This window comes from Celeribacter arenosi (genome assembly GCF_039539485.1).
GTDB lineage: Bacteria > Pseudomonadota > Alphaproteobacteria > Rhodobacterales > Rhodobacteraceae > Celeribacter > Celeribacter arenosi.
The window spans coordinates 148,743-168,276 of record NZ_BAABDF010000006.1 but is presented as its reverse complement, the minus strand read 5'-3'; the positions used below and the strand labels follow the sequence as shown (position 1 = coordinate 168,276).

General features: G+C 59.4%; 23 protein-coding genes. 12 read left to right on the top strand and 11 right to left on the bottom strand.

What is annotated here, in order from left to right:
• The first annotated feature begins 214 nt into the window (after positions 1–214).
• Positions 215–1,528: a DEAD/DEAH box helicase gene (locus tag ABD815_RS06705; RefSeq protein ID WP_344845363.1), complete on the top strand. Its 1,314-nt coding sequence runs from the start codon at positions 215–217 to the stop codon at positions 1,526–1,528.
• 86 nt (positions 1,529–1,614) lie between these two features.
• Here ABD815_RS06705 and ABD815_RS06700 read toward each other — a convergent pair whose 3' ends face one another.
• Positions 1,615–2,073: a hypothetical protein gene (locus tag ABD815_RS06700; protein ID WP_344845358.1), complete on the bottom strand. Its 459-nt coding sequence runs from the start codon at positions 2,071–2,073 to the stop codon at positions 1,615–1,617.
• Positions 2,074–2,399: 326 nt separating this feature from the next.
• Between ABD815_RS06700 and ABD815_RS06695 the strand changes: the two genes are divergently transcribed.
• Entirely contained in the window at positions 2,400–2,987 is a 588-nt protein-coding gene (locus ABD815_RS06695; RefSeq protein ID WP_344845355.1) for a thymidine kinase, read from the top strand.
• Between the two features lie 18 nt (positions 2,988–3,005).
• Here the strand turns inward: ABD815_RS06695 and ABD815_RS06690 are convergent, their stop codons facing one another.
• From ABD815_RS06690 to ABD815_RS06675, 4 genes are all read right to left on the bottom strand, one after another.
• On the bottom strand, positions 3,006–3,347 hold the full coding sequence (locus ABD815_RS06690; protein ID WP_344845353.1) for a tRNA-binding protein: 342 nt from the start codon (positions 3,345–3,347) through the stop codon (positions 3,006–3,008).
• A complete protein-coding gene (gene proC, locus ABD815_RS06685) occupies positions 3,344–4,150 on the bottom strand; it encodes a pyrroline-5-carboxylate reductase (RefSeq protein ID WP_344845350.1) in 807 nt (268 codons plus the stop codon). The genes ABD815_RS06690 and proC overlap by 4 nt, the downstream gene beginning before the upstream one ends.
• Before the next feature lie 100 nt (positions 4,151–4,250).
• Positions 4,251–4,751, bottom strand: a complete 501-nt coding sequence (locus ABD815_RS06680; protein WP_344845348.1) for a type III secretion system chaperone family protein — start codon at positions 4,749–4,751, stop codon at positions 4,251–4,253.
• A gap of 287 nt (positions 4,752–5,038) precedes the next feature.
• Positions 5,039–5,314: an accessory factor UbiK family protein gene (locus tag ABD815_RS06675; protein WP_344845345.1), complete on the bottom strand. Its 276-nt coding sequence runs from the start codon at positions 5,312–5,314 to the stop codon at positions 5,039–5,041.
• Between the two features lie 106 nt (positions 5,315–5,420).
• On the opposite strand from ABD815_RS06675, the gene lgt reads away from it, so the two are divergent.
• From lgt to ABD815_RS06650, 5 genes are all read left to right on the top strand, one after another.
• Positions 5,421–6,290, top strand: coding sequence for a prolipoprotein diacylglyceryl transferase (gene lgt / locus ABD815_RS06670; protein ID WP_344845823.1), 870 nt, complete (start codon positions 5,421–5,423; stop codon positions 6,288–6,290).
• Positions 6,287–7,360, top strand: coding sequence for a class I SAM-dependent methyltransferase (locus ABD815_RS06665; RefSeq protein ID WP_344845342.1), 1,074 nt, complete (start codon positions 6,287–6,289; stop codon positions 7,358–7,360). The genes lgt and ABD815_RS06665 overlap by 4 nt, the downstream gene beginning before the upstream one ends.
• A complete protein-coding gene (gene pgeF / locus ABD815_RS06660) occupies positions 7,357–8,115 on the top strand; it encodes a peptidoglycan editing factor PgeF (protein WP_344845340.1) in 759 nt (252 codons plus the stop codon). Before ABD815_RS06665 ends, pgeF begins: the two co-directional genes overlap by 4 nt.
• A gap of 256 nt (positions 8,116–8,371) precedes the next feature.
• The gene (locus ABD815_RS06655; protein WP_344845337.1) at positions 8,372–8,500 is read left to right on the top strand and encodes a hypothetical protein; all 129 of its coding nucleotides are present in this window, start codon (positions 8,372–8,374) and stop codon (positions 8,498–8,500) included.
• 236 nt (positions 8,501–8,736) lie between these two features.
• Positions 8,737–9,573: a Hint domain-containing protein gene (locus ABD815_RS06650; RefSeq protein ID WP_344845335.1), complete on the top strand. Its 837-nt coding sequence runs from the start codon at positions 8,737–8,739 to the stop codon at positions 9,571–9,573.
• Positions 9,574–9,578: 5 nt separating this feature from the next.
• On the opposite strand, the gene ABD815_RS06645 is transcribed toward ABD815_RS06650, so the two are convergent.
• Positions 9,579–10,079: an Lrp/AsnC family transcriptional regulator gene (locus ABD815_RS06645; protein WP_344845333.1), complete on the bottom strand. Its 501-nt coding sequence runs from the start codon at positions 10,077–10,079 to the stop codon at positions 9,579–9,581.
• 255 nt (positions 10,080–10,334) lie between these two features.
• Between ABD815_RS06645 and trxB the strand changes: the two genes are divergently transcribed.
• Both trxB and ABD815_RS06635 read left to right on the top strand, forming a co-directional pair.
• Positions 10,335–11,279 (top strand): thioredoxin-disulfide reductase, encoded by a 945-nt coding sequence (gene trxB, locus ABD815_RS06640; RefSeq protein ID WP_344845330.1) that lies wholly within the window; start codon positions 10,335–10,337, stop codon positions 11,277–11,279.
• A 228-nt stretch (positions 11,280–11,507) separates the two neighbouring features.
• A complete protein-coding gene (locus ABD815_RS06635; RefSeq protein ID WP_344845328.1) occupies positions 11,508–13,220 on the top strand; it encodes a bifunctional sulfate adenylyltransferase/adenylylsulfate kinase in 1,713 nt (570 codons plus the stop codon).
• Positions 13,221–13,297: 77 nt separating this feature from the next.
• Here ABD815_RS06635 and ABD815_RS06630 read toward each other — a convergent pair whose 3' ends face one another.
• From ABD815_RS06630 to ABD815_RS06620, 3 genes are all read right to left on the bottom strand, one after another.
• Positions 13,298–13,792, bottom strand: a complete 495-nt coding sequence (locus ABD815_RS06630) for a cytochrome b (protein ID WP_344845326.1) — start codon at positions 13,790–13,792, stop codon at positions 13,298–13,300.
• An 88-nt stretch (positions 13,793–13,880) separates the two neighbouring features.
• Positions 13,881–14,108 (bottom strand): DUF1150 family protein, encoded by a 228-nt coding sequence (locus tag ABD815_RS06625; protein WP_344845325.1) that lies wholly within the window; start codon positions 14,106–14,108, stop codon positions 13,881–13,883.
• Between the two features lie 3 nt (positions 14,109–14,111).
• Positions 14,112–14,525: an Hsp20 family protein gene (locus ABD815_RS06620; protein WP_344845323.1), complete on the bottom strand. Its 414-nt coding sequence runs from the start codon at positions 14,523–14,525 to the stop codon at positions 14,112–14,114.
• A gap of 187 nt (positions 14,526–14,712) precedes the next feature.
• On the opposite strand from ABD815_RS06620, the gene ABD815_RS06615 reads away from it, so the two are divergent.
• Genes ABD815_RS06615 through ABD815_RS06605 form a run of 3 tightly spaced genes read left to right on the top strand, consistent with a single transcriptional unit; the run spans position 14,713 to position 16,540 of the window.
• Positions 14,713–14,931, top strand: a complete 219-nt coding sequence (locus ABD815_RS06615) for a YdcH family protein (protein ID WP_344845320.1) — start codon at positions 14,713–14,715, stop codon at positions 14,929–14,931.
• 54 nt (positions 14,932–14,985) lie between these two features.
• Positions 14,986–15,471 (top strand): 5-(carboxyamino)imidazole ribonucleotide mutase, encoded by a 486-nt coding sequence (gene purE / locus ABD815_RS06610; protein WP_344845317.1) that lies wholly within the window; start codon positions 14,986–14,988, stop codon positions 15,469–15,471.
• The gene (locus ABD815_RS06605; RefSeq protein WP_344845314.1) at positions 15,464–16,540 is read left to right on the top strand and encodes a 5-(carboxyamino)imidazole ribonucleotide synthase; all 1,077 of its coding nucleotides are present in this window, start codon (positions 15,464–15,466) and stop codon (positions 16,538–16,540) included. Before purE ends, ABD815_RS06605 begins: the two co-directional genes overlap by 8 nt.
• A 54-nt stretch (positions 16,541–16,594) precedes the next feature.
• Here the strand turns inward: ABD815_RS06605 and ABD815_RS06600 are convergent, their stop codons facing one another.
• Complete coding sequence (locus ABD815_RS06600) at positions 16,595–17,734, bottom strand: DUF8173 domain-containing protein (RefSeq protein WP_344845312.1); 1,140 nt, start codon at positions 17,732–17,734, stop codon at positions 16,595–16,597.
• Positions 17,735–17,877: 143 nt separating this feature from the next.
• Positions 17,878–19,524, bottom strand: coding sequence for a chaperonin GroEL (gene groL / locus ABD815_RS06595; RefSeq protein WP_344845309.1), 1,647 nt, complete (start codon positions 19,522–19,524; stop codon positions 17,878–17,880).
• Positions 19,525–19,534: the final 10 nt, after the last annotated feature.

Sequence of the window (19,534 nt, the reverse complement as noted above, 5' to 3'; positions counted from 1 at the left end):
GAGCAGCCGCGCCGGATCCCATCGGGATCACCAAGAGCGCCCCAGCGGTAGATATCGGCCTTCGGGCCAACGGTTCCCAAAATCACGCATGGGTTCCGCGGGAAGACGGAGCGGGCATGTGGCCTGCACCGGTGACCTTTCCCGCGATCCTTGAAAAGCGCCCCAGTCGGGGTGCGAAACGCGTGCGGGAACTCTCCCCACGAGAAAGCTATTTATGACTGATTTTACCATGCTCGGCCTCAAGCCGCGCCTGCTCGAAATTCTTGCCGCTCAGGGCCTTGAGTCCCCAACGCCGATCCAGGCGCGTGCCATTCCCGAAGTGATGAACGGGCGCGACGTGATGGGTCTGGCACAGACCGGCACCGGCAAAACGCTCGCCTTTGGCCTGCCACTTCTGGACATGGCCTTTAGCGCAGGTGTGAAGCCGAACCCCAAAACCGTGGGCGCGCTTGTGCTCGCCCCGACCCGCGAACTGGTCAACCAGATCGCCGACAGCCTGATGCCCTTTATCAAAGGGTCCCATCTCAAACTCGGTCGTGTGGTTGGTGGTGTATCCATCAATGCGCAGATCACCCGCCTTGAGCGTGGCACCGATATCCTCGTGGCCACCCCCGGTCGTTTGATGGATCTCATTGATCGCAAAGCGGTTCGCCTCGACGAAACACGGTTCCTCGTGCTCGACGAAGCCGACCAGATGCTCGACATGGGCTTTATCCATGCGCTGCGCAAACTGGTGCCGATGTTGGCCGCCGAGCGTCAGACGATGTTGTTCTCGGCGACGATGAACAAACAGATGAACGAAATGGCGCAGGCCTATCTCACATCGCCGATCCGCATCGAAGTGTCGCCCGCCGGTAAGGTAGCCGACAAGGTCGAGCAGGAAGTGCACTTTATCGCGCAGGACGAAAAATTCCCGCGCCTTGTGCAAATGCTCGGCGCGCACAAAGGTGACCTCGCATTGGTCTTTTCGCGCACCAAGCACGGTGCGGAACGGATGTCCAAGCAGCTCGAAAAGGCCGGTTTCAACGCCGCCGCGATCCACGGCAACAAAAGCCAGGGTCAGCGCGAGCGCGCTCTGAATTCCGCGCGTCGGGGTGATGTTGATGTGCTCGTTGCCACGGATGTTGCCGCCCGCGGGATCGACATTCCGCTGGTGCGTCACGTGTACAACTACGACCTGCCCAACGTGGCGGAGAACTTTGTCCACCGCATCGGGCGGACCGCACGTGCGGGCCGTGACGGCAAGGCGATTGCATTCTGCACGCCGAGCGAGTTGGGCGAATTGCGCGCAATCGAGAAGGTGATGAAGCTTTCGATCCCTGTTGCCACCCCTGCAAGCTGGGCCAATGACGACGCCGTTCCGGCGTCCCGCCCGAATGGCGGACGTCGTCGCGGTGGCGGCGGCGGTGGTGGAGGCGGTGGTTTCCAGCGTCGCGGCAAAGGTGGCGGCGGCGGTCAAGGTGCCGGTGGAGCCAAGCCGGCCGGTGCGAAACCACGTCGCTCGCGCCACCCGCGCAAGCAGGCCTGATCACCCGAAAATAAGAAAACGCGCCGCATCAGCGGCGCGTTTTTCGTTGTTAAACCCGGCATGTTGAGGCGAAGCCGCCTACGTACCTAGTTTGAACCCTGTTCGAGGTGCAGTTTCATCTGGACCAGCACCTGCTGCAATTCCAATGTTTCACCCAAGAGACGCTTGGCCTCATTGATGGTGATCACGCCGTCGTCGATGGCATCGGTATACTCGGCCATCAACATCGCAAAGCGCTGCGACAAAGCCACAACATCGCTGTTCACACCGCCGTTATGGGGCGGGTGGTTGCGGGTGGCATCGTAGGAAAGTGACACACCTTTCAGCTCTGCAAGCGCAGAAGTGACGTGTGGATATCCCGCTGCCGCCTCTAGTTGGGCGACCGTATCCACGGGAATGAATCGGTCGGAATGCTCTTCCGACGACGAATAATACCGGCCAAGCGTCGCTTTGGACTTTCCGGTCAACGCGCAAGCGGCCTCAATCCCGACGTCTTTTACCAGCGCTTCGGTATGCTTTTTCAAATAGTTCCGCGCTGCGTCCATGCTTAGTGATCCTCCAGACCGCTCTAATTCCCGCGTTAGTCTACGGGGAAACACACTCACAATTTCCCATACCCGTTGTAAAGGTGGCATGGCAAAGATTTTTCTACCTGCTGTTGCAGAGAAGTACCTAGTGTTGACGTTGATTGACATGGGAAAGAGTGACAAATTGCCCACCTGGTCGCGGTCTTTATAGAACCGGCCCTCATCCCCAAGCCGAACCGGCAACCAAGGGATCGCAAAATACATTGGGTCGCAATCGTCCTCTTTCCCACTTTTTACCTTCCCAGACCTTGAACCGATACGCGTGACGCGGCAAAGGGAACGTCATGGCAAAGCTCTATTTTCACTATTCGACCATGAACGCGGGCAAATCGACCCTGCTGCTTCAGGCATCCTACAATTACCGCGAACGCGGGATGGAAACCTATCTCATCACAGCCCAGCTAGACCACCGCGCCGGCACCGCCCGCGTCGCGAGCCGGATTGGCATCGCAGACGAGGCCGATATCTATGCGACGGATGAAAACCTCTACGAGAAGATCGAGGCGCGAATGGCCAAAGGCACCGTCGCCTGCGTTTTCATCGACGAGGCTCAATTTCTAAGCAAATCGCAGGTCTGGGATCTCGCGCGGGTCGTCGATGATCTGAACGTGCCGGTGATGTGCTACGGGCTGCGCCTCGATTTTCAGGGCAATTTGTTCCCCGGCTCGGCCGCTCTTCTGGCGCTCGCCGACGAGATGCGCGAAGTGCGCACCATTTGCCATTGCGGAAAGAAGGCCACGATGGTCGCGCGCATGTCGGGTGACGGCAAGGTTCTTACCGAGGGCGCGCAGGTCGAGATCGGCGGGAACGAACGTTACGTATCGCTGTGTCGCGTCCATTGGCGCGAAGCCGTCGGCGACCGCACCAGCTAAACGGGCGTTACGCGGGAGTTAGTGCAGCCGACCGCCATTCCCCACCTGAATGTCAGGGCGCGCGAGAACGACCGCCCCATCGGCATCGGGAAACCCGAGCACGAGCACTTCTGACATGAACGGGCCGATCTGGCGCGGTGGGAAATTGACCACGGCCATCACCTGTGTGCCGACGAGGCTCTCGGGCGTGTAATGCACGGTGATCTGTGCAGAGGATTTTTTCTCACCGATCTCGCCCCCGAAATCGACCCAGAGTTTGAAGGCGGGATTGCGGGCCTCGGGAAAGGGTTCGGCGCGCGTGATTGTGCCCACGCGGATGTCGACGGCGAGGAAATCGTCAAAGGAAATCTGGGGGCTCATGCGGACAACTCCTTGTCCCGTTTGATGGCTGCGGCGACAGCGCGCTCCAAAAGCGGTGGAAATCCGGTCTCTTCATCCATCAGGACGCGCAACGCCTCGGCCGTCACCCCACCGGGGGAGGTGACGTTGATGCGCAGCTGAGCGGGGTCTTCACTGGCGGTTTCGGCCAAGGCACCGGCACCGGCCACTGTGGCGCGCGCCAGCTGCAATGCGACATCGGGCGCTAGGCCCGCGCCTTCACCGGCCTTTGCCATCGTTTCGATCAGGTGGAACACATAGGCCGGCCCGCAGCCCGAAATGGCGGTCAGGGCCCGCAACTGTGTCTCGTCGGCGACGCGCACCACCTGCCCCACCGCCTCCAGAAGGGATTGGGCGAGGTCCATATGGGCCTGTGTGGCGTGGCCATTGCCGACAATGCCGGTGATCCCGCGCCCGATGGCGGAGGGCGTGTTGGGCATCGCGCGCACGATCGGGGTCTGTGCGCCAAGGATTTCTTCGTAGCGCGCCAATGTGATCCCCGCGGCCACCGAGAGAAACACGGTGTTACCATTGCCGAGCGATTTCAACTGCGGCAGGGCTTCGTCCATCTTTTGCGGTTTGACGGCCAAGAGAACAATCGCAGGATCGGCAGGCAGAGGCGCATTCACATGGACGCCGGTTTCGCGCAGCCAATCGGAGGGGTTCGGGGTGATGACCGTGACCGCGCGGGGATTTAGCCCGCCGTCCAGCCACCCTTTGAGCATGGCCGAGCCCATTCGCCCGCAGCCCAGCAGGACCATCCCACGGCTAGCAACGTCGTCCATTCGATCTCTCCGTCTGTCTCAAAAGAAAACCCCCAGCGGGGTGCCGGGGGTCACTCTAACGTGTTGCTATGCGAGCGCAACGCGCCCGGGCTGTGCGAAATCAGGCGCGCCCGTAGGCTTCGTGGATCGCCACATCCATCGCGGATGCAGGCGAGCGGTCGGACCACGCAACGAGTTGGAATGCAGGGTAGAAACGTTCGCAGGCCCCCACCGCAGCAGCGATCAGGCGATCGACCTGTTCGGGGTTCGCGATTTGCCCGCCGTTCAACGGCAGACCGTAGCGGAACACCATCAGGCGCTGTTCGTTCCAGAAGGTAAACGCGCCGGTCCAACACTGATCGTTGGCTCGGTTGATGGTGTCGTAGATTTCAGGAAGCTTGTTCTCCGGCGGCTCCATTTCGAAGGTGCAGATCAGGCGCAATGTTTCGTCGTATTCCGACCACGCGAGCGTGATTGAATAGGTGCGCCACTGACCTTCGACCGCCATTGCGATCTGGTCATCGGTGACACGATCAAATTCCCAATCGTTGTACTCTGCGAGATGCTCGCACAGATCGATGGGGTGGATATCGGTGGAAATTGACTGCTCCAAAAGCGACATATGCGGCCTCATTTGTTATTTCGTCCCGCGTGCGCCATGACGTCTTCATGACCCTACTAGGACTTGGTGCCTGCTCAAGGTTCGGCGGGTTTGTCCGCGTCCCTTACTAGATATGGTGTGATTAAAGGCCGCTGGCTGTAAAGATAAATTTTTACGTTATCCCCACCAATCGACACCCATCCACAATCTGCCGCTTTTTTCCACAGACCCGCAAACCTGCCTGTGGACAAAAGAAAACCCCCACGCGCCGCGCAGGGGTCGGGTAAAATACCGCGTGATCGGGGCGGTTACTTTTTTGTGCGCGACGATGCCTTTGGGGCCGGTTTGGCCGCTTCGAGGGCGTCCAGACGCGCGCTGAGGGCCGCGTTTTCCTCGCGGGCCTTCTGCGCCATGGCGCGAACCGCCTCGAATTCTTCGCGGGTTACAAAGTCGCGGTCAGCGAGCCAGCGGTCGACCAGACCTTTGGCGGCGGTCTCGGCTTCGTCCTTTGCGCCCTGCGCAACACCCATGGCGTTGGTCATGAGTTGGGACAGATCGTCGAGGATTTTGTTGCGGGTCTGCATTCGGTGGCTCCTTGGTCGGCGTCCTGATCTATATGGGCTGCGGTGGACGCATTCGCAAGGTTGACTTCCCCGCGCCGCCTGCGACAGATGCCGCATGGGTGATTTTTTGATTGGCGCAATCCCGTTTCCCGACATCTCGAGCGAGGTCTTCTCGATCGGGATTGGAGGGTTTACGTTCGCGCTGCGCTGGTACGCGCTTGCCTATATGGCGGGCATTGCTGTGGCATGGTGGTTGATTGTGCGCGCGCTGCGACGCGACCGCCTCTGGCCTGCTGATACGCCCCCGATGGTGGCCCGCGCCGTTGAGGATCTTTCGACATGGATCATCCTCGGTGTGATCTTGGGCGGGCGGCTCGGCTTTGTGCTGTTTTATCGGCCCATGTATTATCTGGCCAATCCGGTCGAGATACCGATGGTTTGGGAGGGCGGCATGTCCTTTCACGGCGGTTTCATCGGTGTGGTTGTGGCCGCCTACCTGTGGGGACGTCGCAACGGGGTTCCTCTTTTGACGCTGGCCGACACGCTGGCGATGGTGACACCACCGGGGCTGTTTTTCGGGCGTGTTGCGAATTTCGTGAACGCCGAACTCTGGGGGCGACCCAGCGATGTGCCATGGGCGGTGATCTTTCCCGGCGACGCCGCGCAGGCCTGTGCAACGGCTGATGCGCCTTGCGCGCGCCACCCCTCCCAGCTCTACGAAGCGGGTCTAGAGGGCCTTCTGCTCGGCACGCTTTTGTTGGTGTTGGTCTGGCGTTATGGCGCTTTGAAGCGACCCGGTTTGGTTGCGGGTCTGTTCTTTGCGGGCTACGGCATTTCGCGGTTCATCGTTGAATTCTTTCGGCAGGCCGACGGGCAATTCGTCAGCCCCGAAAACCCATGGGGCCATGTCGCACTCGGCCTGTCGATGGGTCAGCTTCTTTCCCTGCCGATGATCGCCATCGGTGCGTTTTTCATCCTTCGGAGCCGCCGCGCGTGACACCGCTATCTGAGATTCTAGCGCGACGTATCGCGCAAACCGGCCCCATCAATCTCGCCGAATATATGGCCGAATGCCTGCTTCATCCCGAACACGGTTATTACACGACGCGCGATCCCCTCGGCGTTGATGGCGATTTCACCACGGCGCCCGAAGTCAGTCAGATGTTCGGTGAATTGATCGGGCTGAGCCTCGCGCAGAGTTGGATCGACCAGGGGTCACCGGAGCGGATCGTGCTGGCCGAAATCGGCCCCGGTCGCGGGACGTTGATGGCGGATGCGCTGCGTGCGACAGCCGGCGTGGCGGGGTTTCACGATGCGCTGTCACTGTATCTCGTCGAGGCCTCTCCGACGTTGCAGGCCCGTCAGGCCGAGGCTCTCGCGTCCTATCGCCCGACATGGCTGGAGCGGGCCGAGGGACTGCCCGACGACCGTCCGCTGTACCTCGTGGCGAACGAGTTTTTCGACGCTTTGCCCATTCGCCAATTCACCCGCGACGGGTCCGGATGGCGGGAGACGCAGGTGGGGCTGGACGACGGGAAACTGGTCCTCGGCCTCTCCACACCCACGCCGATGGCCGCGCTAACCCATCGACTGGGCGACACCGAGACGGGCGATATCGTCGAGATTTGTCCCGCCGCAGGTCCGGTGATGGCGGCAATCGCGCGCCGGATTGTGGCCCATGGCGGTGCGGGCATTGTGATTGATTACGGCGACTGGCGCAGTCTGGGCGACACGTTTCAGGCATTGGCCAAACACGAACCGGTGGACCCCTTGGCCCATCCCGGTCAGGTTGATTTGACCGCGCATGTCGATTTCGAAGCCTTGGCGACCGAAGCCTTCACCGAAGGTGCCGCCGCCCATATGATCACCCAGCAGATGATGCTCGCGCGCCTTGGAATTGAGCAACGTGCAGAGCGACTGAGCAAAGGCAAAGCCGATGATGTGGTCGCCGCCGTCGGCGCTGCATTTGACCGGTTGACCTCCCCTACGGAAATGGGAACCCTGTTCAAAGCATTGGGCATCGGACCCGACGACAAACACCTTCCGGCAGGATTCTCTAAGGCATGACATTGGAAATCATCACCTCCCCCCTGCTCGACGGGGTCACCCACGGGTTCTTCACCCGTCGGGGAGGTGCGTCGTCGGGGGTCTTTGAGGGGTTGAACGGCGGGTTGGGGTCATCGGACCAGTCCGACATCGTCGCGATCAACCGTGCGCGGGCCGCAAATGCGCTGGGAATTGACGCGACCAATCTCTGCGCCGCCTACCAAATCCACTCAACGGACGTTGTCACGGTGGATGGGCCGCAAAACGGGATTGTGCCAAATGGCGACGCATTGGTAACCGACAAACCGGGTTTGGGCCTCGTGATCCTGACGGCGGATTGTCAGCCGGTTCTCTTTGCCGATCGTGAGGCCGGCGTGATTGGCGCGGCCCACGCGGGGTGGCGCGGGGCGATTGATGGCGTTTTGGAAGCGACACTGGATGCGATGGAACGGTTGGGCGCGACCCGTCAGAACACCGTTGCCGTAATCGGCCCATCCATTTCGCAATCCTCCTATGAGGTCGGGCCGGAATTTTTGGAAGACTTCATGCTTGAGGATTCCGAAAACGCGCGCTTCTTCACGAACGGGCGTGGCGACCGCTATGTGTTTGATTTGCCAGCCTACGGGTTGCATCGGTTGCGCAACGCAGGCGTGACTGCGGCCGAGTGGACACGCCATTGCACATATGCGGATCCAGAGCGGTTCTATTCCTATCGCCGCTCGGTTCATCGCAAGGAAGCGGACTATGGACGGCTGATGTCGCTGATCCGGCTTTAGGGTTGCAGAATATGGCGCGAAACCGGCGATCTGGATCGAACTGGCGTCACAAATTGCGACTGAACCGCGAACCAGAAGCGGCGCCCGACCGCTAATCAATTCATTTCTAACGGATTTTCTGATCAGCCCAGCGCATGCGCTTTCTGGGCGCGGGATTGTTGCGCTTTGCCGTAATTCTGCCGAGGGTTTCACGCATATTGTCTGCATAACAGAAACGATCGCGCTGACGACCGGTGCGGATAGCCAAGAGAGCGACATGAAAAACAGACGCTGGATGAAATCCATGATTGCGCAGAGCAAAAAGGCCGAACCTGGCCTGCCTTGGGAGCGCGCTGCGCGCAGCAAATTCAAGGCCTCTGTGGCGCGCCGTCAGGGCCGCAAATAGCACCGTGAAGTGCGCGACCAAGCATATGACACCCCGGCGATTCGCCGTGGCGGATCCATGCCGTGACCTGCGTTTTTCGCGGGTCCGTGGAAACAAAACCAATAAGTCGCCCCGCACTGATGCCATTGTTAACCGCAATAGGCGCGAAATTTTGACAATCCCCCACTTATCCGCAGAATGGTTCCACTGTTGCCGGGTGGGGGCCTCAACGGTTGATCCGAGGAGTGCCCCTAGCTATGTCGCACCCAATCTCTAACGAGAGCGCCCAGTGGCGTGACGCAACGCCAACGCCCGAAAAGGTTTCCAATTGGCCCGCTTCGCAGGTGGCCGTCGAACCGCAATGGTCGGTGCGCAGGAGCTATCCCAAACCGCAAATCGAGGTTGCAACGCGCTCCTACGAGGTCATGTGGCGCGCGGGGAATGGTGACATTCTCGACCGTCGCATAACCGCACCCGCCGTTCCGGTATTCGAAACCGCCTTCAACAGTTTCGCCCGCGGGGCGTTGATCGCGACGCAAAAAGGGCCTGTTTCGGTCGAGGATCTTTTGCCCGGCGACCTTATCGAAACCACGGACGGGCACCTCCAGCCGATCTCGTGGATCGGGTCTATGACGCTCGATATAAACGGAACCCGCGGTGCGCATACCTTGCCCGAGAAACTGTATCGGATCACAGAAGAAGCGTTCGGTTTTGAACGCCCCGCGCCCGATCTCGTGTTGGGCGCTGCGGCGCATACGCTCTATCGCGCGGACGGGATTCGATCCTACCTCGGCACGCCCGTCGCGCTTGCGCCCATTGTAGGATTGGTCGACGGCATGTCGGTGATTGAGGTGACGCCCGTCACATCGGTGCGCACCTATCACATCGCCCTCCCCCAACATGCCATCATCCGCGTGAACGGCGTCGAGATGGAAAGCTATCATCCGGGCACGACAGCGGCCGCGCATCTCACCGGCGATATGCGCATCCGGTTCATGGGGCTATTCCCGCACCTCGAAAGCCTCGGGGACTTCGGTGCCACGGCACAGTCCCGCCTGACGGCGAGCGATTTGATGATGTTGCAGGCGGTTTAGAGCACTCAGGCTTCGCGTGCGAGGCGGGCCTCTAACACATCGAACGGCACACCGGGCGCATCTTTCGCGCAGCGGATGACGAGGGAGGTTTTCACCGAGGCGACATTGGGCGTCGACAAAAGATCGCCTGTGAGAAAGCTCTGGAACGTCGAAAGATCAGGCGCCACGCATTTGAGGACAAAATCGACCTCGCCGTTGAGCATATGGCACTCGCGCACCAGCGACCACTGACGACATTTTGCTTCGAATCGCGACAGATCCGCTTCGGCCTGCGACTGCAGCCCGACCATGGCAAACACTTCCACCTCAAAGTCCAACTTCCGCGCGTCCACGACCGCGTGATAGCCTTTGATGAACCCTGCCTCTTCGAGGGTACGCACGCGGCGAAGGCACGGCGGCGCCGAGATGCCGACCCGTTTTGCCAATTCGACGTTCGTCATACGTCCATCCGCCTGAAGCTCGGCCAGGATTTTACGGTCGATTTCGTCGAGTTTGTGGTTCGCCATTATGATCTCGGTTTGGATTGTAAATTCTTGGACGGAACGAAAGATGTGATTTCGCTCTTTTTAGCGCAACTATCTTTCACATTTCAGCAAGATCATTTCAAGGTCGATTATGTGACCACGCCTGCGGGGTCATTCTGTGCCATGTGCGCCCTTGCACGCCCCCTGACCCGCGACGCGTCGTCCTAGGGGGTTTGCGCCGGCAGGTCACGATGTCTATATCCTCACCAACATATCCTTAGACTGACGAGGGCCGACATGGCTGATACGAAACACACAAAAGTCCTGATTATCGGCTCCGGTCCCGCCGGTTATACCGCGGGTGTCTATGCGGCCCGCGCGATGTTGCAGCCCCTGCTGGTGCAGGGCATCGAGCCCGGCGGTCAGCTGACCACCACGACCGAGGTTGAAAACTGGCCCGGCGAGAAAGAAATCCAGGGACCGCAACTGATGGTCAACATGGAAGAGCACGCCCGTGCCATGGGCTGTGAAATCCAGAGCGACATCATCACCGAGCTCGACACCGACGTGCGCCCCTTCGTGGCCAAAGGCGACTCGGGCACGGTTTACACGGCGGATGCCGTGATCCTGGCGACCGGTGCGCGGGCGAAATGGCTCGGGCTCGACACGGAAACCACCTTTAAAGGGTTTGGTGTTTCGGCCTGCGCGACTTGTGACGGGTTCTTTTACCGCAACATGGATATCGTTGTGGTCGGCGGCGGGAACACGGCCGTGGAAGAGGCGCTGTTCCTGACCAATTTCGCCTCCAAAGTGACGCTCATTCACCGCCGCGACACCCTGCGCGCGGAGAAAATCCTGATCGACCGTCTGATGAAGAACGAAAAGATCGTGCCGCTTTGGGATCACGAGCTGGTTGAGGTCTTTGGCGACGAATCCCCGATCAAGGGCGTGAACGGCGTGCGTGCGCGTCATGTGCAGACCGGCGAGATCACGGAAATCCCTGCCAAGGGCGTTTTCATCGCGATCGGCCATGCGCCTGCGACCGAGTTGGTCAAAGACAAACTGGAGCTGCACAACGGCGGCTACGTGAAAGTGAAACCCGGCACGACCGAGACCACCATCCCCGGCATTTTTGCCGCCGGTGACCTGACCGACCACAAATACCGCCAGGCCGTGACCTCGGCAGGTATGGGCTGTATGGCCGCGCTTGACGCCGAACGTTGGCTGGCCGAGCAGGAATAAACAATTCCCCGCCAATCGCGCCTTCTGTTCCATTTGCGCAACGCGACATGGGACATAATCGGCAGTTGGCGGGGAAAAAGCGGCAAGAACGTCTCATTTTTGATGCGCTTTGCGTGCAGATGTTGATTCCAGTGGGTGACCCGAGATATGGGCACTGCAAGCCTGCGTGACGAGAGTTTCGCGGGTCAATTCGTTTTACAAAGTCCAGCCGCAAAAAGGCCGCCGAACATGCCCGAAAATCTCGCCCCCATCCCCGAACTATTCGTATCCTACGACAGCGCGCAAAAGCTGAAGGCCGAAGCCGCCGATCTGGTGAGCTGGGATCTGACGCCGCGCCAGATCTGTGACCTCGAACTCTTGATGAACGGCGGCTTCAACCCGCTCAAAGGGTTTTTGAGCGAAGAGGACTACGATGGCGTGGTCGAGAACATGCGTCTGGCAGATGGCTCCTTGTGGCCGATGCCGATCAACCTCGATGTTTCCGAGAAATTCGCCGAAGGCCTCGAAATCGGACAAGACATCGCGCTGCGGGATCAGGAGGGGGTGATCCTCGGCACGATGACTGTGACCGATCGTTGGGAGCCCAACAAAGCGAAAGAAGCCGAGAAGGTGTTCGGGGCAGATGACGACGCGCATCCGGCCGTCAACTATCTGCACAACACGGCGGGCAAAATCTACCTCGGTGGTCCCGTGACCGGCATCCAACAGCCCGTGCATTATGATTTCCGTGCACGTCGTGACACGCCTAACGAATTGCGCGCCTATTTCCGCAAACTCGGCTGGCGCCGCGTCGTGGCCTTCCAGACGCGTAACCCGTTGCACCGCGCCCACCAGGAACTGACGTTCCGCGCCGCGAAAGAAGCGCAGGCCAACCTGTTGATCCATCCGGTTGTCGGCATGACCAAACCGGGCGACGTGGACCACTTTACCCGCGTGCGTTGCTATGAGGCCGTTCTGGACAAATATCCGGCCTCCACAACCACGATGAGCCTCCTGCCGCTGGCCATGCGTATGGCAGGCCCGCGCGAGGCCGTGTGGCACGGTCTGATCCGCAAAAACTACGGCTGTACCCATTTCATCGTGGGTCGCGACCACGCAGGCCCCGGCTCCAACTCCGCAGGCGAAGATTTCTACGGCCCCTATGACGCTCAGGAACTCTTCCGCAAGCATCAGGAAGAAATGGGCATCGAAATGGTCGACTTCAAACACATGGTTTGGGTGGACGAGCGCGCACAATACGAGGCGATTGACGAGATCGAAGACAAAGACAAGGTCACGATTCTGAACATCTCCGGCACAGAACTGCGCCGCCGCCTGCAGGAAGGTCTGGAAATCCCCGAGTGGTTCTCCTTCCCCGAGGTCGTCAAAGAACTGCGCCGCACAAAGCCCCCGCGCAACAAGCAGGGCTTCACCGTCTTCTTCACCGGCTTCTCCGGCTCGGGCAAATCCACCATCGCCAACGCGTTGATGGTGAAGCTGATGGAAATGGGCGGGCGTCCTGTGACGCTGCTCGATGGCGACATCGTGCGGAAAAACCTGTCCTCCGAACTCGGCTTTTCCAAAGAGCACCGCGACCTCAACATCCGTCGCATCGGCTACGTGGCCTCCGAGATCACCAAAAACGGTGGTATCGCGATCTGTGCGCCCATCGCGCCCTATGCCACCACCCGTCGCGCCGTGCGTGAAGATGTGGAACAGTTCGGTGCCTTCATCGAAATCCACGTCGCCACCTCCATCGAAGAGTGTGAAAAGCGGGATCGCAAAGGCCTCTACAAGCTGGCGCGTGAAGGCAAGATCAAGGAATTCACCGGTATCTCCGATCCCTATGATGTGCCTGTGAACCCTGAACTGAGCCTCGAAACAGAAGGTCACGATGTGGACAACTGCGCCCACCAAGTGGTTCTCAAGCTTGAGAGCATGGGTCTGATCACCGGCCACTAACGGCACGTGACTACGTCAAACGAAAAGCCCCGCTCGGATATGAGCGGGGCTTTTTGCATTCCAGAGGCCGCAATTGGTTAGTCGCCGCGTGAGGGTCTCATTCGGTTCAGCAGACCGTCCTTTAGGTAGAATTGATGGTAGATCGCAGCCCCAGCGTGCAGCACGACAATTGCGAGCGTTAGATTGACCAGAACTTCATGCACATCGCCCGCCGTGCGGATACCGATACCCCATGCCGCGATGCCCGACACAGGGACCAGAACGAGCAGGGCATAGAGGCTGCGATGGACGATATGCGCCGCTCGATTGAGCAAGGGATGGTTGCCTTCGGGCAGCGGCGGCGCTTTGTAACGGGCCCGCGCCAGTAGGCGCAGCAATGTCAAAACGAGGATCGCGAAACCAACGGGCGGGTGGACAAGCGCGGCGAAAATATCCGGCGTCCCACCGTCGAGTTTGACCCGCAGCGCCTTCCCCATGTCGTCCGACACGATGTAGTTGAAGGCGAAGAGGAAGAAGATGAGCCAGTGCAGAAGGATCTGAACACTGGCGTAACGGGGGGACGAAGGTGACATGGCTAACCTCGGGAAAAATGGGTGCACCCCAATCTTACGTCCCTAATCCGAGATTCCGCCGCGAATAATTGACGCGCCGGAAACTTTCTCAGTGAACATTCACCGGCGCGTAATCGTGTTCGCGGGCCAGATCAAACGCCAGTTTGCGGTTCGCGACGAGCGCGAGTTGCTGCCCATCCGATGAGTGAACCGAAAAGATCTGTGTCAGACCCTCTACCTGATCGCGCACATCGCGCGGCAGGTCTTCCACGTCAACAGCTTTGACGTAGACAATCTTTTCACCCTGCGAAGGGAGATTTGGAAACCGTTCATTCATGACTTAGCCCTTCCGGATTTGAATTGTTTTGACGATGCTTTCGGGCACAGCACGGGTCAGGTCGATGTGCAGCAGCCCGTTTTCCATCGACGCGGCGGCGACCTCTACATTATCGGCGAGCACGAAGGCGCGTTGGAATTGTCGCGCTGCGATTCCGCGATGCAGGAAAACACGCGTGTCGGTTTCCTCGTTCTGGCGACCGCGGACCACCAATTGGCGGTTCTCCATGGTTATCGAAAGATCGTCCTGCGAAAACCCTGCGACGGCCAGCGTAATCCGGTAGGTATTTTCCGCAGATTGTTCAATATTATAGGGAGGATAGCCGCCAATATCGGACTTCGCGGTCCGCTCGACGAGCTGTTCGAGTTGGTCGAAACCGAGAAGGAACGGATGCGACGTCAGGGTCACTTTGGTCATTTACACGTCCTTTTGAATGAAGCGACTGTGCCGGTTTGTGGGCCCCATTTGCGGCGACCCGTAAATTAAAATATGGGAATCCCGCGGCCAGCTTCAAGATGGCAGTGGAAACCTTTGCGTTTGAGGCCCTTTGTCGTAAGATCAACGTGATAAAAAGAACCGAAGACCTCGCCCAAGAGAGTTTGGAATGAACATGTCCTCAAGGATGGAACACGACGAAGTCCTGCGGGTCCAACTCGCCGTGCTCAAACGCGAACACCGCGATCTCGACGAGGCGATACACGCGATGCAGGAGTTGGGCCATCTGGACGCTTTGCGTCTCCAACGCCTGAAAAAGCAAAAGCTCGCGTTGAAAGACCGGATCGCCATGATCGATGATCAGCTGAACCCCGATATCATTGCGTAAGCCATTGGGATCGCTATAGTGCGGCTTCCCAAAAAACACCGAGGGTTCCCCGACATGAGCGTCAAAGTTGGTATCATCATGGGCAGTCAATCCGACTGGCCGACCATGAAAAACGCGGCAGATATCCTCGACACTCTCGGGATCGCCTATGAGACGAAAATCGTCTCGGCACATCGCACGCCCGACCGTTTGTGGACCTATGGCAAAGAGGCGGCAGGTCGCGGTCTTCAGGCAATTATCGCAGGCGCGGGCGGGGCTGCGCATTTGCCCGGCATGATGGCGTCGAAAACACGTGTGCCGGTTATCGGCGTGCCGGTCCAAACGCGCGCCCTTTCCGGTGTTGATAGTCTTTATTCCATTGTCCAGATGCCGCGCGGCTTTCCGGTCGCGACAATGGCCATTGGCGACGCGGGCGCGATGAATGCCGGCCTGATGGCCGCGGCGATCCTTGCCAACGGGGACGCCGATCTGGCTGCGCGTCTTGACGCTTGGCGCGACGCCCTTTCCGCTTCCATCCCCGATGAGCCTGTCGATGAATGAATCCCCCCTTCCCCCCGGCGCGGTGATCGGCATTCTTGGCGGCGGTCAGCTTGGCCGGATGCTGTCCATGGCGGCTGCACGTCTGGGGTTCAAAACCTGCATTTTCGAGCCCGGCGGCGATTGCCCCGCGTCCCATGTCGCGAATTACCACTTTCAGGCGGAGTACACCGACGAAGACGCGTTGCGCCGTTTTGCGCAGGCCGTCGATGTTGTCACCTACGAATTCGAAAACATACCCACGGAGGCGCTCGACCTGATCGAGAGCCTGAAACCCATCCATCCGAACCGTCGCACGCTGGCGATTTCGCAGGATCGCCTCACGGAAAAGTCGTTTCTGTCCGAACTCGGGCTGAGCGTCGCCCCCTTTGCTAATGTTGAAAGCCGCGCGGATCTCGATGCGGCGCTGACCACGATTGGTGCGCCCGCGATCCTGAAAACCCGTCGCTTTGGCTACGACGGCAAAGGACAGGCGCGGATCATGACGCCCGCTGACGCCGATCAGGCCTACGCCGATATGGCTAATGCGCCTGCGGTTCTGGAAGGGTTCGTCGACTTTTCAAAAGAGGTTTCCGTCATCGCAGCGCGCGGTGTCGCCGGTGACATCTCCTGTTTTGATCCCGGCGAGAACGTGCACAAATCGGGTATTCTCCACACCACGACCGTGCCAGCGGCGATCACGCCCAGCCTTCGCACAGACGCGGTGATTCTGGCCTCTAAAATCCTGAATGCGCTGGAGTATGTCGGGGTAATGGGCGTGGAACTCTTCGTCACCCCCGCCGGATTGATCGTGAATGAAATCGCGCCGCGCGTGCACAATTCCGGCCATTGGACACAGGATGGCTGTGTCATCGATCAATTCGAACAGCATATCCGTGCTGTTGCGGGCTGGCCGCTCGGCGATGGGAGCCGGCATGCGAATGTCGAGATGCTCAATCTCATCGGCGACGACGTGGATCGCATCCCCGAATTTGCCAAAGACGGATCGGTCGCGATCCACCTATATGGCAAAACGGACGCCAAGCCCGGTCGCAAAATGGGCCATATAAACCGCCTGCTCGGGCCCGCATAAGAAACCGCCCGCCGCGGGGGAGCGGCGGGCGGCATATTCTTTTGTCAGGTTCCGTCAGGCGTCATGATAAAAGCCCGGCGAGAACCATTTGATCAACAGGGCCCCTGCACCGGTGAGGGCAACGGCCAAGGCCACGAGCCAGCCGAGGAACGGCGCAATCGCAATCACAGCCAACACGAACGCCCCTGTGAAAGCGGCCAAGGCCCGGTCCGCCATGCTATCGGGCAGATCGCGCCCGAATGCCGAAAGAGCGAACACACCGGTCGCATAGGCCCCCACAATGTAGCCCACCAAGGCGAGCAGGCCTGCCGCGAGCAAGGCAAAGGGCGCGACAATGATCCCGAAACCCGTCATCACCAATAGAACCACCGACCCGATGAGGGCCGAAACCCCCAAGAAGCCGAACCACAACGTGCGCAGAGGCTCCGAGAGCGCATCACGACGCAGGCCGGCAACCCAGTTTGGCGCAATCGCGGCCAACAAAGTGGCGAGTAGGCCGACAACGACCACCCCGCGGATAAAGTCAGAGACGCGATCCCCGAAGGAGGGGCGTGCTTTTTCGATCCAGCTGCCTTTTTCAACGTCGAAACTTCGCTCGAACTTTGCCACGTCATGGAACGTGACCCGATCCGCGTCAGCGACGCTGGCAGGAACGGTGAAGTTTTCGGGTTTGTCCGTGTAAATCTGGACATCCCCGAGAACCCGTGCGCCTTCGTCCCAATCGACGAAATCTGCCGCAATCGCGAGATCACCGGCAATTTGCGCCCCGACCTCGACAGTTTCACCCGCGAGGAGAGCCGATCCATTGACCGGTGCGGTGACGCTGACACGCGCCCCTGTGGCGCGCAGGTTGCCCTCCACCGGCTCGGTCACGGATATGTCGTAGCCCATCAGGGTAGCGTTGCCGCCCACAGAGGCGTCCAATACGACATCCATCCCTGCGCCATAGACATTGCCGCTGATCGGACCCGCAAAGGTCACACTACGACCGGCCATATGGGCCGACCCCGCGACATCACCACGCGAAGAGACAGATTCACCTGCAGCAAAAACATCACCCGTCCCGTTTTCGGTAAGAGTGACGGAGCGCCCTGCAAGATAGGCGTCTCCTCCAAATCGGAAATCAACCTCGTCCTGTGCCGCCACGGGTGCTGCGGCGAGCGCCAGGATAAGGAATAGTGAAAATTTTCGCATGGCTCAGTCCTTTTCGAACTAATGTAACTTTTGTTTACATAAGAACACGAGCGCGTGATTAAAGGGGGGGCGTCGATATATCCAAAACAAAAAAAGGGCCGCCCGCAGGCGACCCTTTCTGATTTTTTGGCCTAGGGCCGGGCTTACATCATGCCGCCCATGCCGCCCATGCCGCCCATGTCGGGCATGCCGCCGCCTGCGCCGCCGTCTTTCGACGGCTTGTCAGCGACCATGGCTTCGGTGGTGATGAGAAGACCAGCGATTGAAGCTGCATCCTCAAGCGCGGTACGTGTCACCTTCGCAGGATCGATCACGCCGAATTTGAACATGTCGCCATACTCTTCGGTCTGAGCGTTGAAGCCGAAAGTAAGGTCTTCGGATTCGCGGATCTTACCGGCAACAACTGCACCGTCGACGCCGGCGTTTTCGGCGATCTGGCGCAGCGGTGCTTCGAGTGCACGGCGAACGATAGCAACACCAGCATCCTGATCGGCGTTTTCGCCTTTCAGACCTGCGAGCGATTTGCCAGCCTGAACAAGAGCCACACCGCCGCCAACGACGATGCCTTCCTGAACAGCAGCACGAGTAGCGTTCAGCGCATCATCGACGCGGTCTTTACGCTCTTTCACTTCGATCTCGGTCATACCGCCAACTTTGATCACGGCAACACCGCCGGCGAGTTTTGCAACGCGCTCCTGGAGTTTTTCACGATCGTAATCGGAAGTGGTTTCTTCGATCTGGGTGCGGATCTGGGCAACGCGTGCTTCGATCTCTGCTTTTTCGCCAGTGCCGTCGATGATTGTTGTTTCATCTTTGGTGATGGTGATTTTCTTGGCGGAGCCGAGCATGTCCATCGTGACATTTTCGAGCTTCATGCCGAGATCTTCGGAGATCACCTGACCGCCGGTGAGGATCGCGATGTCCTGCAGCATGGCTTTGCGGCGATCGCCGAAACCAGGTGCTTTGACAGCTGCGATTTTCAGGCCGCCGCGCAGTTTGTTCACAACGAGAGTTGCGAGCGCTTCGCCTTCCACGTCCTCGGCAATGATGAGGAGCGGTTTTTGCGACTGGATGACCTGCTCGAGGAGCGGAACCATCGACTGCAGCGAGGAGAGTTTTTTCTCGTGCAGCAAAACGATGCAGTCTTCGAGTTCTGCGATCATTTTGTCAGAGTTGGTCACGAAGTATGGCGACAGGTAGCCACGGTCGAACTGCATGCCTTCGACCACGGTGGTCTCGGTTTCCATGCCTTTGTTCTCTTCGACGGTGATAACGCCGTCGTTGCCGACTTTCTGCATCGCGTCTGCGATCTGACGACCGATTTCAGCTTCGCCGTTGGCGGAGATGGTGCCGACCTGCGCAACTTCTGCGCTGTCGTTCACGGGACGGGACGCCGCTTTGATCGCTTCGACGACTTTAGTGGTCGCGAGGTCGATACCGCGCTTGAGGTCCATCGGGTTGAGGCCGGCAGCAACCTGCTTGAGGCCTTCTTTGATGATCGCCTGGGCGAGAACGGTTGCGGTTGTCGTACCGTCACCGGCTTCGTCGTTGGTGCGGGAAGCAACTTCCTTGACCATCTGCGCGCCCATGTTCTCGAACTTGTCTTCGAGATCGATTTCCTTGGCAACGGTCACACCGTCTTTGGTGATGCGCGGTGCGCCAAAGGATTTTTCGATAACCACGTTCCGGCCTTTGGGGCCGAGGGTTACTTTGACGGCGTCTGCCAGAATGTTCACGCCCTTGAGCATGCGATTGCGGGCATCGACGTCGAATTTGACTTCTTTAGCCATTGTTCACTCC

Coding starts and splice junctions, on each gene's coding strand:
- ABD815_RS06705 (WP_344845363.1), top strand. CDS start 215: ATGACTGATTTTACCATGCTCGGCCTCAAGCCGCGCCTGCTCGAAATT.
- ABD815_RS06700 (WP_344845358.1), bottom strand. CDS start 2,073: ATGGACGCAGCGCGGAACTATTTGAAAAAGCATACCGAAGCGCTGGTA.
- ABD815_RS06695 (WP_344845355.1), top strand. CDS start 2,400: ATGGCAAAGCTCTATTTTCACTATTCGACCATGAACGCGGGCAAATCG.
- ABD815_RS06690 (WP_344845353.1), bottom strand. CDS start 3,347: ATGAGCCCCCAGATTTCCTTTGACGATTTCCTCGCCGTCGACATCCGC.
- proC (WP_344845350.1), bottom strand. CDS start 4,150: ATGGACGACGTTGCTAGCCGTGGGATGGTCCTGCTGGGCTGCGGGCGA.
- ABD815_RS06680 (WP_344845348.1), bottom strand. CDS start 4,751: ATGTCGCTTTTGGAGCAGTCAATTTCCACCGATATCCACCCCATCGAT.
- ABD815_RS06675 (WP_344845345.1), bottom strand. CDS start 5,314: ATGCAGACCCGCAACAAAATCCTCGACGATCTGTCCCAACTCATGACC.
- pgeF (WP_344845340.1), top strand. CDS start 7,357: ATGACATTGGAAATCATCACCTCCCCCCTGCTCGACGGGGTCACCCAC.
- ABD815_RS06655 (WP_344845337.1), top strand. CDS start 8,372: ATGAAAAACAGACGCTGGATGAAATCCATGATTGCGCAGAGCAAAAAG.
- ABD815_RS06650 (WP_344845335.1), top strand. CDS start 8,737: ATGTCGCACCCAATCTCTAACGAGAGCGCCCAGTGGCGTGACGCAACG.
- ABD815_RS06645 (WP_344845333.1), bottom strand. CDS start 10,079: ATGGCGAACCACAAACTCGACGAAATCGACCGTAAAATCCTGGCCGAG.
- trxB (WP_344845330.1), top strand. CDS start 10,335: ATGGCTGATACGAAACACACAAAAGTCCTGATTATCGGCTCCGGTCCC.
- ABD815_RS06635 (WP_344845328.1), top strand. CDS start 11,508: ATGCCCGAAAATCTCGCCCCCATCCCCGAACTATTCGTATCCTACGAC.
- ABD815_RS06630 (WP_344845326.1), bottom strand. CDS start 13,792: ATGTCACCTTCGTCCCCCCGTTACGCCAGTGTTCAGATCCTTCTGCAC.
- ABD815_RS06625 (WP_344845325.1), bottom strand. CDS start 14,108: ATGAATGAACGGTTTCCAAATCTCCCTTCGCAGGGTGAAAAGATTGTC.
- ABD815_RS06620 (WP_344845323.1), bottom strand. CDS start 14,525: ATGACCAAAGTGACCCTGACGTCGCATCCGTTCCTTCTCGGTTTCGAC.
- ABD815_RS06615 (WP_344845320.1), top strand. CDS start 14,713: ATGAACATGTCCTCAAGGATGGAACACGACGAAGTCCTGCGGGTCCAA.
- purE (WP_344845317.1), top strand. CDS start 14,986: ATGAGCGTCAAAGTTGGTATCATCATGGGCAGTCAATCCGACTGGCCG.
- ABD815_RS06605 (WP_344845314.1), top strand. CDS start 15,464: ATGAATGAATCCCCCCTTCCCCCCGGCGCGGTGATCGGCATTCTTGGC.
- ABD815_RS06600 (WP_344845312.1), bottom strand. CDS start 17,734: ATGCGAAAATTTTCACTATTCCTTATCCTGGCGCTCGCCGCAGCACCC.
- groL (WP_344845309.1), bottom strand. CDS start 19,524: ATGGCTAAAGAAGTCAAATTCGACGTCGATGCCCGCAATCGCATGCTC.